The sequence below is a fragment of the Rhizobium sp. SJZ105 genome (assembly GCF_007828365.1).
Taxonomy (GTDB): Bacteria; Pseudomonadota; Alphaproteobacteria; order Rhizobiales; family Rhizobiaceae; genus Agrobacterium; species Agrobacterium tumefaciens.
On record NZ_VIUP01000001.1, the window covers coordinates 77,007 to 91,304 of the forward strand.

The 14,298-nt window shown below is 59.1% G+C and carries 15 protein-coding genes; 1 reads left to right on the top strand and 14 read right to left on the bottom strand.

Annotated elements, in window-relative coordinates; genetic code table 11:
• Positions 1–65 precede the first annotated feature (65 nt).
• Positions 66–1,484, bottom strand: a complete 1,419-nt coding sequence (locus FB593_RS00465; RefSeq protein WP_065660806.1) for a PLP-dependent aminotransferase family protein — start codon at positions 1,482–1,484, stop codon at positions 66–68.
• 93 nt (positions 1,485–1,577) lie between these two features.
• On the opposite strand from FB593_RS00465, the gene FB593_RS00470 reads away from it, so the two are divergent.
• Entirely contained in the window at positions 1,578–1,883 is a 306-nt protein-coding gene (locus FB593_RS00470; RefSeq protein WP_145166242.1) for a DUF1127 domain-containing protein, read from the top strand.
• Positions 1,884–2,015: 132 nt separating this feature from the next.
• On the opposite strand, the gene FB593_RS00475 is transcribed toward FB593_RS00470, so the two are convergent.
• The 13 genes from FB593_RS00475 to FB593_RS00535 form a co-directional block, all read right to left on the bottom strand.
• Complete coding sequence (locus tag FB593_RS00475; RefSeq protein ID WP_003516006.1) at positions 2,016–2,423, bottom strand: hypothetical protein; 408 nt, start codon at positions 2,421–2,423, stop codon at positions 2,016–2,018.
• 83 nt (positions 2,424–2,506) lie between these two features.
• On the bottom strand, positions 2,507–3,178 hold the full coding sequence (gene purQ / locus FB593_RS00480; RefSeq protein WP_113473071.1) for a phosphoribosylformylglycinamidine synthase subunit PurQ: 672 nt from the start codon (positions 3,176–3,178) through the stop codon (positions 2,507–2,509).
• Positions 3,179–3,197: 19 nt separating this feature from the next.
• Entirely contained in the window at positions 3,198–3,440 is a 243-nt protein-coding gene (gene purS, locus FB593_RS00485; RefSeq protein ID WP_003495372.1) for a phosphoribosylformylglycinamidine synthase subunit PurS, read from the bottom strand.
• Between the two features lie 55 nt (positions 3,441–3,495).
• Positions 3,496–4,260, bottom strand: a complete 765-nt coding sequence (purC, locus tag FB593_RS00490; RefSeq protein ID WP_003516002.1) for a phosphoribosylaminoimidazolesuccinocarboxamide synthase — start codon at positions 4,258–4,260, stop codon at positions 3,496–3,498.
• Between the two features lie 183 nt (positions 4,261–4,443).
• Positions 4,444–5,007, bottom strand: a complete 564-nt coding sequence (locus FB593_RS00495) for an alpha/beta hydrolase (RefSeq protein WP_003516000.1) — start codon at positions 5,005–5,007, stop codon at positions 4,444–4,446.
• A gap of 69 nt (positions 5,008–5,076) precedes the next feature.
• Positions 5,077–6,384, bottom strand: a complete 1,308-nt coding sequence (purB, locus tag FB593_RS00500; protein WP_025593893.1) for an adenylosuccinate lyase — start codon at positions 6,382–6,384, stop codon at positions 5,077–5,079.
• A gap of 107 nt (positions 6,385–6,491) precedes the next feature.
• Positions 6,492–7,028, bottom strand: a complete 537-nt coding sequence (locus FB593_RS00505; RefSeq protein ID WP_013636387.1) for a hypothetical protein — start codon at positions 7,026–7,028, stop codon at positions 6,492–6,494.
• Between the two features lie 61 nt (positions 7,029–7,089).
• A complete protein-coding gene (gene rpe, locus FB593_RS00510) occupies positions 7,090–7,767 on the bottom strand; it encodes a ribulose-phosphate 3-epimerase (protein ID WP_003515995.1) in 678 nt (225 codons plus the stop codon).
• A gap of 132 nt (positions 7,768–7,899) precedes the next feature.
• The gene (locus tag FB593_RS00515; RefSeq protein WP_113473222.1) at positions 7,900–8,979 is read right to left on the bottom strand and encodes a branched-chain amino acid ABC transporter substrate-binding protein; all 1,080 of its coding nucleotides are present in this window, start codon (positions 8,977–8,979) and stop codon (positions 7,900–7,902) included.
• Positions 8,980–9,863: 884 nt separating this feature from the next.
• Positions 9,864–10,283 (bottom strand): NUDIX domain-containing protein, encoded by a 420-nt coding sequence (locus tag FB593_RS00520; protein ID WP_003515990.1) that lies wholly within the window; start codon positions 10,281–10,283, stop codon positions 9,864–9,866.
• A 32-nt stretch (positions 10,284–10,315) separates the two neighbouring features.
• The gene (locus tag FB593_RS00525; RefSeq protein ID WP_019567097.1) at positions 10,316–11,830 is read right to left on the bottom strand and encodes a DEAD/DEAH box helicase; all 1,515 of its coding nucleotides are present in this window, start codon (positions 11,828–11,830) and stop codon (positions 10,316–10,318) included.
• Between the two features lie 219 nt (positions 11,831–12,049).
• Positions 12,050–13,366 carry a peptidoglycan DD-metalloendopeptidase family protein gene (locus FB593_RS00530; RefSeq protein ID WP_145166243.1) on the bottom strand — a complete coding sequence of 439 codons (1,317 nt, stop codon included), beginning with the start codon at positions 13,364–13,366 and terminating at the stop codon, positions 12,050–12,052.
• 89 nt (positions 13,367–13,455) lie between these two features.
• The gene (locus FB593_RS00535; protein ID WP_080798308.1) at positions 13,456–14,286 is read right to left on the bottom strand and encodes a ferritin-like domain-containing protein; all 831 of its coding nucleotides are present in this window, start codon (positions 14,284–14,286) and stop codon (positions 13,456–13,458) included.
• Between the last annotated feature and the right edge of the window lie 12 nt (positions 14,287–14,298).

The following is a 14,298-nucleotide window of genomic DNA, read 5'->3' on the forward strand; positions in this document are numbered from 1 at the left end:
CGTCGACGTGGTAAATAATGAGTTACTGAATTAGGGGGCGTGTTGCAGGAAAGACTCGTTCCCGCTCACGCCTCGCTTTCGTAGCCGGCTGAACCATTGTCGAGCAAATGCCGCAGGATACCCAGGGCATGCTTCAGTTCTTCCTGGTTTGACGGCCCGGAAAGGCTGATGCGGACACGGTGGTAAACCTTCTCCGTGCGCCCGGCCTTGAACTCGTCCTCGTCGTCTATCAGCACACCTTCCTTCATGGCAGCGCTGCGGAAGGTTCCAGACAGCCACGGTTCAGGCAGCCTCAGCCACAGAAAGGCGATGTCCGGCAGGGAGTTGAATTCCAGCCCCGCAAAGATGCGTCTGGCGAGGGCCTCGCGCTGGTTGATCTCGGCGATACAGTCCTTGCGGATGTCGTCTGCGTCGCCGCTGTTGACGAGGCGTGCATTCAGTTCGGCGAGCATGAACGGCAGTCCGCCGGTTATCATCGAATGCGAAATGCGAATTCTCGAGGCGAATTGCGCCGGGCAGGCGACCCAGCCACCCCTGACGCCGGCGGAAACGGATTTCGACAGGCCGCCGACAACGAAGGTAAGATCGGGCGCGAATTCCGCAATGAGTGGGATCGCATCCCGCGTCATGGCGCCATAGAGATTGTCCTCCACGATCCATACGCCGTATCTGCGGGCGATATCGGCGATCGCCCGCCGCCGCTCCTCGGGCAGGGTGGCGCAGGTCGGGTTCTGGCCCGCCGACATCAGGAAGATCATCTTTGGATGCTGTTGGGCGCAAACGCGCTCGAAATCATCGGGGAGAATGCCTTTCTCATCCACTTCCACCAGTGTCACCCGCCGTCCGGCAAGGGCGGCGCTGCGGCTGATATGGGAATAGGTGAGGGGTTCGAAAACGATACGGTCGCCCGGCGCGGTCATTGCCGTTACCACACTCATCACCGCAGCATGGGCGCCAAGCGTCGAAACGATGTTTTCCGGTTTCGGCGACCAGCCGTTCTGGGAAAGCCAGCGAACGCCCGCCATGCACCAGTTGTCGGGAAAGGAGCGGGTGTAGTTGGAAATTTCGAACGGATGCTCTCTCGTCACGGCCTCGACGTGTTTGCTGACCAGCGCGCTCTGCCCGACATCGGGAGCAGCCGTGGTGTTCAGGCGGAATTCGGCGCTGGTGTCCACCGCGTAGCGCGTGCCGCCGAATGCCGATGCCGTCGGTTCCACGCGTGATAACGGGGCGGCAGCCTTACGCTCGTTGACATAGGTGCCACGGCCGACTTCGCCGCTGACGAGGCCGCGTTCGTGGATGAGGGCATATGCCCGGCTGATTGTACCGATTGTAACGCCCAGATCGAAAGCGAGATTGCGTTGCGGCGGCAATTTCGACCCGGCCTGCAAGATGCCATCCGAAATTGCGCCTTCGATCTTGTCCGCGAGGCGAAGGTAGATGGGGCCGTTGCCCTCGGTGATATCGGGAAGCCAATTTGTCATGGTGACAATTTATGCATTGTATCTATCCGCAAGTCAATTGTATTTATCGGATGCAGTCAATGAGATCAAACGCACGGAGACAATAGGTGCAATATGCGCAAGATGGATCAATACCTTTCGACAGCGGATACGCTTTATCCTGACGGCTACGAACGGGAACGCGTGTTCCGCGATACCGGCGACATGGTCGCACCGTCGCCCTTTCCGGCCCGGATCGCTCACACGCTTATTGGCCGCCTGATTGCGGGATTGTCCAACTGGCATGGCAAACGTCAGGGACGGCTTGCCTTGCGGGAATTGTCCGACGATCTTCTGGACGATATCGGCGTTACGCGGGACGAGGCCTTGAAGGAGGCCGCGAGATCGCAGCTGTTTTCATGGTCGTCGCGGCCGCTTTGATTTTCTGCCGGAGAGCGGCGCCATCTTTCCCCGGTGCCTGAACAGCCATTCGGCAGGCCCGCCACGCCAGTCCCAACCGGCGTCGGCGGGTCTTTTTTGTATTTGGCCGGCTTTTAGCGCAGTTTTGCCCGATCAGCAGCCCTTGCCGCCATTCGCCCAGCGTTTGACGTCGGTTGCGATGCGGCCGGAGATGGCTTCGTTCATAACGGGGCCGAAGGCGTCGAGCTTTGCCGGGTTGCCTTCTGCCTGAATAACCAGCATCGGGCGCGATTCCGGGCTGTTGCGCGGTACGAGCAGAATGCGCGGACGGCCCGAGAAGGAGTTGAGTTCGGGCGCCAGGCGATAGGCCTTGAACGCCGGATCGCCCGATTTGAACCAGCAAGCATTGGCGCCAAGCGCGATTCGCTCCATCGTCGGCAATGCCGCACGGGATGCGGAGGACGATGCCGGTTGCGGCTTGGGCTGGCACGCAGCAAGCGCTGCTGCGGCGAGAAGCAATCCAGCGGCCTTCGGGGCGTGGGAACGGAGCAGGCGGTTCATCGCGTCATCCAAGGTAAGGGCCAAAAACTGGAGCCATAAAGAGCATCATCGGGAAGAGGGCAGGCGCATGGCCCGCCCGCTTGTCAAGCTGCGATAACGCCAAGCGCCGAGGCGAAGAGGCCACGGCCGTCATTGCCGCCATGGGCAGCTTCGATCAGATTTTCCGGGTGCGGCATCATGCCGAGAACGTTGCCCTTGGCGTTGATGACGCCGGCAATGTCGTTCAGCGAACCGTTCGGATTGGTGCCATCTGCATAACGGAAAACGACCTGACCGTTGTCTTCGACGGACTTAAGCTCATCCGTATCGAGGAAATAGTTGCCATCGTGGTGGGCGACGGGGCAGCGCAGAACCTGGCCCTTGTCATAGGCGCGGGTGAATTCGGTGTCGTTGTTGACGACTTCGAGTTTCACTTCGCGGCAGACGAATTTCAGTGAGGCGTTGCGCATCAGCGCGCCCGGCAGCATGCCCGCTTCGACCAAAATCTGGAAGCCGTTGCAGACGCCGAGAACCTTGACGCCCTGCTCAGCCTTTTCGCGAATGGCCTGCATGACCGGCATGCGTGCAGCAATCGCACCGCAACGAAGATAGTCGCCATAGGAAAAGCCGCCCGGAATGACGATCAGGTCGATATCCGGGATAGTCGTCTCCGTCTGCCAGATGGTGACGGGCGCCTTGCCGGAGATTTTCGTGAGTGCCGCGATCATGTCGCGATCGCGGTTGAGGCCGGGAAGTTGGACGACAGCGGATTTCATGGTCGGCGGCTCCTGCGGCTTAGAGAATGGCGATAGAATAGTTTTCGATAACCGTATTGGCCAGGAGCTTTTCGCACATCGCCTTCAGGTCGGTCTCGGCCTTGGCCTTGTCTGCACCTTCCAGTTCCAGATCGAAGACCTTGCCCTGACGGACATGGCCCACGCCACCGAAACCGAGGCTGCCGAGTGCGCCTTCGATTGCCTTGCCCTGCGGATCGAGAACGCCGTTCTTCAGCGTAACAGTCACCCGTGCCTTGATCACCTGATCTTCTCCTGATTTTACCTTGCTAGGCCGATATTAGTTCACGAGGCCGAAATTACTTTACCAGGACAGGGCCGGTGCCGCGGATCGGTTCGTTTTCATTGATGATGCCGAGACGGCGTGCCACTTCGGAATAGGCTTCCACGAGGCCGCCCATGTCGCGGCGGAACAGGTCCTTGTCCATTTTTTTCTGGGTCTCGATGTCCCACAGGCGGCAGCTATCGGGCGAAATCTCGTCGGCGAGGATGATGCGCATCATGTCGCCTTCAAACAGGCGGCCGCATTCGATCTTGAAGTCGACCAGCTGGATGCCAACGCCCAAGAACAGGCCGGACAGGAAGTCGTTGACACGGATCGCCAGCGCCATGATGTCGTCAAGCTCGGCAGGGTTGGCCCAGCCGAAGGCCGTGATGTGCTCTTCGGAGACCATCGGGTCTTCAAGCTCGTCGGACTTGTAGTAGAACTCGATGATGGAGCGCGGCAGAACCACGCCTTCATCGATGCCGAGTCGCTTCGACAGCGAGCCAGCGGCGACATTGCGCACGACGATCTCGAGCGGGATCATCTCGACTTCCTTGATCAACTGCTCGCGCATGTTGAGGCGGCGGATGAAGTGTGTGGGAATGCCGATCTTGTTCAGATGCGTGAAGACATATTCACAAATCCGGTTGTTCAACACACCTTTGCCGTCGATGACTTCGTGTTTTTTCTTGTTGAAGGCAGTCGCATCGTCCTTGAAGAACTGGATAAGCGTGCCTGGCTCCGGACCTTCGTAGAGGATCTTGGCCTTGCCTTCGTAAATACGGCGGCGACGGTTCATAATGGCAGGTCTCTTGGTTCACGCCGATTCTGGTGGCGTTGCGTTTCTGTCTTTGAGCGGTCCCATAAAGGAAAAGAGTGCATTCTACAATGCGGCTCGCATATCTTCCCTTCAATTCTTGTGTCGGGCGGAAGAATGTTGCCCGGCCGAAAATCGACCGGCTTCAGCGGCTGGCCGCGATGGTCAGGGCTCGTTCACCTTGAGGCGGCTCAGGAACTGGGCAAATACCATGCCACCCTCGGGCCAGGGGCCATGGCCAGACTCGGCGTTGATATGGCCGGACATGCCTGCATCCACCAACATCGCACCCCAGGCGGCGGCAATATCGTCGGCATGTTCGTAGGATCCGAAGGGATCGTTGCGGCTGGCAATTGTGATTGCCGGAAACGGCAAGGGATCGCGAGGATAGGGACCGAAGGTCATCAGATGTTTCGGCCTGATATCGGGATTGGCGACATCCGGCGGCGCCACCAGAAGCGCGCCTGCAACCTTCTTGCCGATTTCCGGAAGGGCGTGGATGACGGTCGGCACACCCAGCGAATGAGCGACGATGACAACGGGCTTGGTCGAGGCGTTAACCTCTTCCACCAGCCGCGCGATCCAGTCTTCCTTCACCGGTTTTGACCATTCAGCCTGCTCGACGCGGCGCGCTGTCGAAAGCTTGCGCTCCCAGCGTGTCTGCCAGTGGTCAGGACCGGAATTGGTGTAACCCGGTACGATGAGAATATCTGCTTCTGAAACTTTCATGGGCCCATATCTGTGGTTTCATGCCGTCACGATCAAGGTCGCGACGGCATTAACTTCGGGAGCCTCGCCTCAGGCGTTGCCGAAGACGCGGGCGAAGATCGTGTCGACATGCTTGGTGTGGTAACCGAGGTCGAATTTTTCGCGGATGACGCTTTCGGGAAGGGCGGCGCGCACTTCCTCGTCGCCCAGCAGTTCCTCAAGGAAATCCGCACCCTGTTCCCAGACCCTCATGGCATTGCGCTGCACCAGACGGTAGGCGTCCTCGCGGGAAACGCCGGCCTGCGTCAGCGCCAGAAGAACGCGCTGCGAGTGCACGAGGCCGCGGAACTTGTTCATGTTCTTCAGCATGTTGTCGGGATAGATCACCAGCTTTTCGATGACGCCGGCAAGGCGGTTCAGCGCAAAATCGAGGGTGACTGTGGTGTCGGGGCCGATGGCGCGCTCCACGGAGGAGTGGCTGATGTCACGCTCATGCCAGAGCGCCACGTTTTCAAGCGCGGGAACGACCGACATGCGCACCAGACGGGCAAGGCCCGTGAGGTTTTCGGTGAGAACCGGATTACGCTTGTGCGGCATCGCCGACGAACCCTTCTGGCCGGGAGAGAAGAACTCTTCCGCTTCCAGAACCTCGGTGCGCTGCATGTGGCGGATTTCGATGGCGACGTTTTCGATCGACGAGGCGATGACGCCGAGGATGGCGAAGAACATGGCGTGGCGGTCACGCGGGATGACCTGCGTGGAGACCGGCTCGGGCACGAGGCCGAGCTTTGCGCAGACATGTTCCTCGACGCGCGGATCGATATTGGCGAAGGTGCCGACAGCACCGGAGATCGCGCCCGTGGCGATTTCCGCGCGCGCATTGACGAGACGCTCGCGGTTACGATGCATCTCGGCGTAGAAGCGGGCGAAGGTCAGGCCCATCGTGGTCGGCTCGGCGTGGATGCCGTGGCTGCGGCCGATGCGTACCGTGTTCTTGTGTTCGAAAGCGCGGGTCTTGAGCGCCGCCAGCACGCGGTCCATATCGGCCAGCAGCAGATCGGCGGCGCGGACGAGCTGGATGTTGAGGGTTGTGTCAAGCACGTCGGACGAGGTCATGCCCTGGTGGATGAAGCGGCTGTCCGGACCGACGAATTCCGCAAGGTGCGTCAGGAAGGCGATGACGTCGTGTTTGGTGACGGCCTCGATCTCGTCTATGCGGGCGACGTCGAAAGTCGCGCTGCCGCCTTTTTCCCAGATGGTCTGTGCGGCCGATTTCGGAATGACGCCGAGCTCGGCCAGCGCGTCACAGGCATGCGCCTCGATCTCGAACCAGATGCGGAATTTTGTTTCCGGCGACCAGATGGCGACCATTTCCGGCCGGGAGTAACGAGGGATCATGGCAATGACTTTCTTTGTGGAGGAATTTTGCTGCCCGTTTAGCAAAGTGTTCCGCGAATCTCAATCTATCAAGCCTGCGCATCGGCTCGATGCGTACATTCAAAATGCTAGAGCGTCCGGTGTACGTCCGAACGGACGCGTGGCGCTCTGTGCGCACGGCGGCAAAGGATGGCGCCTGCCAGCGCAAGCGGAATGGCGGCAAACGGAAAATAGAGGCCGAGGCCGAGAATGCAGAACTGGTAGATCGCGCCAAGCGAGGTGAAAAATTGCTGGAAAAACCAGATGCGGGAAAATGCCGGCGCGTGCCATTGCGCATAAAAGATGCGGTACTGGAGCGCGAAAAATGCCGCCGCCACCGCGATCGTGAAAAAAGCGATGGCAAGGCAGCTTGCCGCAAAACGCAGCGGCAGGCTGGTGGATGCGGGCAGGAAGCGCAAGGCAACCATGGCCAGCGGCCAGCCCAGGAGACCGCCGAAGAAGAACAGCACGGCGATATCGGCGGCATGGTCGGTTTCCAGCCGGTTGCGGAGATAGAGGCCGAGGGTAGCGGTGGCTGCCGAGATGGCGGCCCAGACAAGCGGAGCGAGGAGCGAAAACAGCGCTGCCGGGATGACGTCGTGGAAATTCCGCCTGTCGCTGTTCATCAAAGCCCCCACCCAAACGCCCTGCCGTCCCGTCTCCGGTGTATCCGGCTGCTGTGGCGGGTCAGGACCGGGCGGCTTCCGACACCGAGCGCAACAACGAAACCGTCTTGCGATAGTCTGCGACACCATCGCCCTTGAAGACGGCCGAACCGGCCACGAGTGCGTTGGCACCGGCTGCGACGATGGCGCCGGCTGTCTCCGCCGTCACGCCGCCGTCCACTTCAAGTTCGATCGGCCGGTCGCCGATCATGGCCTTTGCCGCACGGATCTTGTCGAGCATGGCCGGAATGAATTTCTGTCCACCGAAACCGGGATTGACGCTCATGATCAGCACGAGATCGACATCGTCAAGCACGTTTTCGATGACCGAAAGCGGCGTGGCGGGGTTGAGCGTCACGCCGGCCTTCCTGCCGAGCGTGCGGATGGTCTGGAGTGAGCGATGGAGATGCGGGCCTGCCTCCGCATGGACGGTAATGCCGTCGCAGCCGGCCTTGGCGAAGGCTTCGAGGTAGGGATCGACGGGGGCAATCATCAGGTGGCAGTCGAAAAAGGCATTGCTGTGCGGGCGGAGCGCCTTGATGACGTCAGGACCGAACGAGATGTTTGGCACGAAATGGCCGTCCATGACATCGAGGTGGATCCAGTCTGCGCCCGCTTCCGTCACATCGGCGACTTCCTGTCCCAGCTTGGCGAAATTGGACGCCAGAATGGACGGTGCAATCCGGATGGGCAGGGACATGGGGCAAACTCCTCTCGACGCGTTGCGTAAGCTGCCTTTAGCATCAAGTATCAGGGTTTGAAACGGCTTGTCGCGCGGTTGCCGCCGGTTTTCAGCCGCGGCTTACTGAATTTCCAGCGATACCGGCTTCACCTATTGTCTTTCGGCCTTGTCCGCCTGTTCGAAACGCTGGCCGTTCCAGCGCTGCAGGCGATAGGGATTGTCTGCAAGCTCATGCGAAGGGTTGAAAGCGATATCGCCAAGCACGGTTTTGAAGACGGTACCGTTCGCCAGTATCTCCGGTGCGGGTTTCCCTTGGGATTGGGCTGCTTCGGCAAGCGCCGCAGTCAGTTCCGCAGCCGCATAGGAGGGCAGGACGTAACCTTCCGGCTCGATATTGGCGGCACGCAATTCGCCGGCGACGGCCTGTGCCGAAGGCAATGTGTCATAGGCCGGGCGCGTGACCGCTAGCACATTTGCCGCAAGTGGCACGGGGTTGTTTGCCGCATTCATGGCGTCGCCGCTCATGATGGTGAGCGGAATGTTCTCGGAGCCGGCGTCTCTGGCGACAATCGCGACGTCGTTGCGTTCCGCGCCGATGAAGACATGGGTGATGCCGGTGCGCCCCAGCCGGCGTACAAGCGCCACCTGTTGCTCCTGTGCCGGGCGCAGCGTATCGGTGAGTGTCGGTTTCAGCCCGTTCTCCTCCAGCGTCGAACGGATGCGATCTACCAGATCGCGACTGAAGATCGTGCCATCATCCACGAGTCCAATGGAATGTCCCTTCCAGTCGCGCAGGATGATTTCTGCGGCCCGGTCCGATTCGGCCTTGTCCGATGGCGCTAGGCGGAAAAGCGGCCAGCTGTATTTCAGAGCGTCTTCCATTAGGATCGGGGCACGGCTGGAAAGCGTGATTGCTGGAATGGCGGCTGACTTTAGAGGCGGCAGAACGCCCTGAAGCGTTTCCGTGCACAAAAAACCGATTGCCGCGCTGACCTTGGCGGCCACGAGACCATCGGCAATCGCGCCGCCGCTGCCGTCTTCGCAGCTTTCATGGATTTCGACGACATCTAGCCCGAGCTTGGCGGCTGCGGCCTTCGCGCCTTGCCTGACCTGTTGCCCCAGCAGTTCGTATGGGCCGTTCTGTGGGGCAACGATGCCGATCGACGCCGCGCATGCTGAGCCCGCAAAGGCAAAACCGGCGATGATCGTTAGCAGGCGAAGTGAAAGCATGACGTGCGCGAAATCCTGTTGTCCCGGTTTGATGTTTATCGGCAACAACTGGTTTTCCAAAGGAAAAATCGCTGATACCCATCATAATCGCACATCATCGTTCACTGCACGGCCGTTTTGATCGCAACTCATCCAATTTGAAACAACAGTCTGCAATGACGCGTTATGGTTGTATATATTCAATGTGATCGCGCGCGATTGTTTTTTGCCGAGATTCATCTTTTTTAAGGTCGGCAATTCACTCTGTAATTTCATAAGAGCGGAAGTACTGCTCGTCATGGTTTAGAGCATTTTTACTTTATAAAACTGTAACATGCAGTGCGTATAAGCACAGTTTTATAAGGGCGGGTTTGCGATTTTGCCTTTTATAGTGCACCCCAATAAAATGCACATTTTATTTCCACTTATCTAATTTATTGATTTAAAAAGAGAATATACATATTTCTCTGCGCGTTATTTGTGCTTTGCCATGTTTTTTTCGCATTTGCGAGAAGATCTGCTTGACGAAAAGTAAATGGTTAGATTAGATATAGGTGTTTCAGGGGACGACTGAAATTGGCTGTAAAAAGCCTCGGAAGTGTTCCGAACTTAAGCACTGCCAAACTATATTACATTCTATATTCTATTATTTTCATTACGTATAAACCGCTTCGGGCAACCGGGGCGGTTTTTTATGTGATGCTAATTTAAGCAATTTTAAATTGCATTCGAAAAGCTTCGCGAAAAGATATTCTTCCAGCATTGGGTTTTCCGAAAGCAAATCGCGCAGGAGCGTCGCGTCTGTCGCAGGCGAGGCCTGTTTTTAGTAAAGCTCAAGACGCCGTTGAGTGCCGCGAAAAGCCCACGCCGGTCAGCGCTGATGCCGCTTCCGTCCGCTAGCGACTCTATTTCGTCAGAGCAGCCAGCGCGTCTTTTGCAAAGGCAGAGATGGGTTCGGGAAGGTTATCGGGGTCGAACCAGCCGATATCGGAAAGCTTGTCCGGTTCTGTCAGTACCGGCTCACCCTGCGTGTCGCGGGTGACGAAGATCAGCGAGACCCAATGGTGCCGGTCTGCGACATTGATATATTCGCTATGACAGAGAAATTCGACCTTGCCGATTGTCAGCCCGGTCTCTTCTTCAGCTTCTCGCCGTGCTGCGGCGAGGGATGATTCAAGGTGATCGACTTTGCCGCCCGGAATATTCCAGTATCCGGCTTCCGGCGCTTTCAAGCGCCGGCATAAAAGCAGGCGGCCATCACGCAATATGGCAAGCCCAACGCCGACGCCTGGAAAATCTTGTCCTGGCTTGATCGTCGGCGTCATGCGTATTGTTTCCTGCGTCAGGCCGTCGGGGCTCAGCCCTTGGCGTTTGCCACGATCAGCATGAAAGCGGGAATGTCATCGCCGAAACCAACAGGCGTCGGGCCATCGTCATGGTCACGGTAATGGCGGCGACGGTCGCGGTTGTCGTCATTGGCGTGCAGCGGGTTCAGGTTGCGGCTGTTGCGCTCGGAATTGCGCGGGGTCTTTTCCGGTCTGCGTTCTGCCTTCACCTTGTCTTCTCCGTGAGCCGCGATGTCCGTATCCACAGTGGTGGATTGTGCACCCTGATTGATGTTTTCGACCGGCGATGCAGGTGCATCGCGACGGTTTCTGTCGCGGCCTCTGCCGCCACGTTCCTTGGTGCCCCGGCGGCCGGTATTGCTTTCAAAGCTTTCCATGGGCGCGGGGAGGGAGGACAGGTCACCGTTCAGCCATTCGACCTTCTCGGTGATCAGCTTTTCGATCGCGTCGAGATATTTCGCATCGCTCTTGGTGACGAGGGTGAAGGCCTTGCCCGAACGGCCAGCACGACCGGTACGGCCAATGCGGTGGACATAGTCTTCGGCATGAATGGGAACGTCGAAGTTGAAGACGTGGCTGACATCGGGAATATCAAGACCGCGGGCTGCAACGTCGGAAGCGACCAGCAGCGTCAGCTGACCGTCCCGGAAGTTCTGCAGCATGGTCGTGCGCGAACGCTGGTCCATGTCGCCATGCAGCGCGCCGACGGAAAAGCCGTGACGATCCAGCGAACGGAAGAGGTCGGCAACGTCCTTTTTGCGATTGCAGAAAATGATCGCGTTCTTGAGTTCGGCTTCTTCGGCACGGACGAGATCGCGCAGGACAGCGCGCTTCTCATAGTCCTTGTTGTGCGAAGCGACGATGCGCTGGGTAACGGTTTTTGCCGTGGAGGAGGGCTTGGCAACCTCGATACGGGTCGGGTTCTGGAGGAACCTGTCGGCAAGCTTCTGGATTTCCGGCGGCATGGTGGCCGAGAAGAACAGGGTTTGCCGGGTAAAGGGGATCATCTTGGCGATGCGTTCGATATCGGGAATGAAGCCCATATCCAGCATGCGATCGGCTTCATCGATTACGAGGATTTCAACGCCGGTCATCAGGAGCTTGCCACGCTCGCAATGGTCGAGAAGGCGGCCGGGCGTGCAGATGAGAACATCGGCGCCACGCTCAAGCTTGCGGTCCTGATCTTCAAAAGAAACGCCACCAATCAGAAGGGCGACGTTCAGCTTGTGATTCTTGCCGTATTTCTCGAAGTTTTCGGCTACCTGTGCCGCCAGTTCGCGGGTCGGCTCGAGGATCAGCGTGCGCGGCATTCTTGCGCGTGCGCGGCCTTTTTCCAGCAGTGTGAGCATCGGCAGAACGAAGGATGCGGTTTTCCCCGTGCCGGTCTGTGCGATACCGCAGATATCACGCTTTTCAAGAGCGGGCGGAATTGCGCCAGCCTGAATGGGTGTCGGCGTCGTGTAGCCGGCATCTGCAATAGCGGAAAGAACTTTTTGGCTCAGGCCAAGATCAGAGAATGTTGTCAAAGGAAGAACTTTTTCCGTTCTGGTTCGGTAAGAATACCTGCGTGCCGCTGCGACACTTGCAAAGACTTGGCGCGGGGATATGCCCAAATTGCCAGAAAGTCAAGGAAACAACCGGAAATGCGCGCGAAACGGCGAGACGCTGGCGAGGCTTTTGAGCCTTGGACGCGGTTTCGGGCGATTTATCGCAAAAAGGGCGAAAAAAGCGTTAAAATCGGACTGCTATTTGAGATAGGTTTTAAGCTCGGCCCCGGCGACCAGAAACCGCATCGGATCAACAGGCGTGTCGTTGCGGCGGACCTCGTAATGTACGTGCGGACCGGTGGAGCGGCCGGTGCTGCCAGCACGGCCAACGATGTCGCCGGCCTCCACCTTGTCGCCGGCTTTGACCAGAATGGTGGAGAGATGGCCGAATCGCGTCGATACGCCCTGGCCGTGATCGATCTCGACCATATTGCCGTAGCCGCCGGAGTTTTCCGCAACCGTTACCTTTCCAGCGCCCGTCGCCTTGACGTCGGCGCCTGTTTCGGCGCGAAAATCGATGCCGGTATGTAAAGCAGGCCGTCCGAGGAACGGGTCGAGCCGGTTTCCGAATCGGCTGGTGATCGCCCTGCCGGGGGCCGGATTGCCAAAGGGCAAGGCGGTTGCGGTTTCCTTGACGATATCCAGCCGGTTGAGCGCATTGTCTAGATTGGTCAGAGACATATTGAAGGGATCGGTTTCATTACCCTGCGGATCCGCATAGGGGCCGCCGACACCGTCCGTGCCACTTTCGTCGATTTTCAGACCCGCCTGCCGGATGATATCCTGCATCGCGCTTGCCTTGTCCTCGGCGTCGCTGGTCAGTCTGGCGATCCGTGATATCTGCTGGCGTTCGATATCCTTCAACGACAGCGTGACCTTGGAAAACACGCGGTCGGCGCGGTCGGAAGGCGTTTCGCCGTTTTCGGGCACATAGGACGCCCGCTTGTCGGTTCCGGCTGGCTTTTCCGGCTGCGACGGGCGGGGCGCCATCAGATTTTCTATGGCGGAGAGGCCACCTGTCAGATCGGCGCGCTTTTCCGGCACCATCGCGTTCGAGAGCGAGGAGGGCGCGGTTGGAATGGGCGCCGTGGCCGTGGAGGCGGCGATGCCGGAATTTTCCGCGCGCTCCAGCAATTCGCTCATGCGCCCGTGTCTGGACGTGAGTGCCGCCTGCTGTTGCAGCAGTTTTTCCACTTTCTTTTCAACCACCTGCTGGTCGAGCAATTGTCTTGAGGTAACGCGGTCCACCTGCGCCCTCAGCGCGGCGATACGGTCTTCGTAATCGTGCTGCATGCGGGTCTGGCGCGCCATGGTCGCGCCGATCAGGTCGTCACGCAGGATGAGATAGCCGGTGGCGCCCAGGTAACCGAGCGAGAAAAGGCCGATCGTGCAGCCGGCAAGCGCCGTCATCCAAGGCCGGATCGTCATGTGCCGGACCTTGTCACCGCTTGCCAGCACCAGAACGTGCTGCTGCCGCTTTTTGCCGAATACCCGGTTTTCCGCTGTATCAGTCAAAATCTCTCTCCGGACTGGCCGATTTCTCACAGGAAATCATACTTCGTTAAGGTTAACGAAGTTTTGCACCATGCGCCGGGCTGCGGGCGTCAGCCGCTGTTGCTGACAGCGGTGAGGGAGCGATAAAAGGATGGCGTCAACCCGGCTTCGGCGCGGGCGAGGTCGTTGAAGGGCGGTTTCAGCGGTCCGCGGAAATTGGCACGTACCAGTTGCCGGAAGGTTGCTGCCGGGTCCTTCTTTTCACGGGCGCACAGGAAGCGAAACCATTTGGCGCCGATGGCGACATGGCCCTTTTCGTCATTGTAGATGACATCGAGAACGGCGGCGCTTTCAAGGTCTCCGGTTTCGCGCATCTTCGCCTGCAGGGAGGGCGTCACGTCCAGTCCGCGCGCCTCGAGGATGAGCGGCACGACTGCGAGCCGCGCGGTGAGGTCGTTGCGGGTTGAATGCGCCGCCTGCCAGAGCCCGTCATGGGCGGGCAGATCGCCGTAATCCGCGCCGAGGTTTCGCAGCCTTTCCCGCACCATCCGGAAATGTTTCGCCTCCTCGAAGGCAACCTGCATCCAGCCGTTGAAAAAGGAATGCGGCACCGGCTCGCTCGCATAACGGGCGACGATGTCGAGCGCAAGGTCAACGGCGTTCAGCTCGATATGGGCGATGGCGTGCAGCAGCGCTATGCGACCCTTGACGCTGTGGAGGGAGCGGCGCTCCACGGCGGTCGGCGGAACGAGTTCCGGTTTATCCGGCCTGCCCGGACGTTCGGGCAGGGGTGGATCTAGGGGGGAGCGCAGCGACAGGCGGCGCTCGAACCATCGTGTCGCCGTTTCCTGCGCCAGTGCGGTTTTTCTGTCGAGATCGGCGCAGGCAATCGCCTCGGTGGCGCCGCCGCGCAGCGAGATGATCCTGAAGGTGGGCGTCACGACAGGGGCGTC

What these genes read in the sequence shown, in the direction of transcription:
- purQ (WP_113473071.1), bottom strand. Translation starts at nt 3,178, where the DNA reads ATGAAATCCGCTGTCGTCCAACTTCCCGGCCTCAACCGCGATCGCGAC.
- FB593_RS00520 (WP_003515990.1), bottom strand. Translation starts at nt 10,283, where the DNA reads ATGACGCCGACGATCAAGCCAGGACAAGATTTTCCAGGCGTCGGCGTT.
- purC (WP_003516002.1), bottom strand. Translation starts at nt 4,260, where the DNA reads ATGAACCGTCGCCGCCGTATTTACGAAGGCAAGGCCAAGATCCTCTAC.
- FB593_RS00470 (WP_145166242.1), top strand. Translation starts at nt 1,578, where the DNA reads ATGCGCAAGATGGATCAATACCTTTCGACAGCGGATACGCTTTATCCT.
- rpe (WP_003515995.1), bottom strand. Translation starts at nt 7,767, where the DNA reads ATGTCCCTGCCCATCCGGATTGCACCGTCCATTCTGGCGTCCAATTTC.
- purB (WP_025593893.1), bottom strand. Translation starts at nt 6,384, where the DNA reads ATGATCCCTCGTTACTCCCGGCCGGAAATGGTCGCCATCTGGTCGCCG.
- FB593_RS00475 (WP_003516006.1), bottom strand. Translation starts at nt 2,423, where the DNA reads ATGAACCGCCTGCTCCGTTCCCACGCCCCGAAGGCCGCTGGATTGCTT.
- FB593_RS00505 (WP_013636387.1), bottom strand. Translation starts at nt 7,028, where the DNA reads ATGAACAGCGACAGGCGGAATTTCCACGACGTCATCCCGGCAGCGCTG.
- FB593_RS00515 (WP_113473222.1), bottom strand. Translation starts at nt 8,979, where the DNA reads ATGCTTTCACTTCGCCTGCTAACGATCATCGCCGGTTTTGCCTTTGCG.
- FB593_RS00465 (WP_065660806.1), bottom strand. Translation starts at nt 1,484, where the DNA reads ATGACAAATTGGCTTCCCGATATCACCGAGGGCAACGGCCCCATCTAC.
- FB593_RS00495 (WP_003516000.1), bottom strand. Translation starts at nt 5,007, where the DNA reads ATGAAAGTTTCAGAAGCAGATATTCTCATCGTACCGGGTTACACCAAT.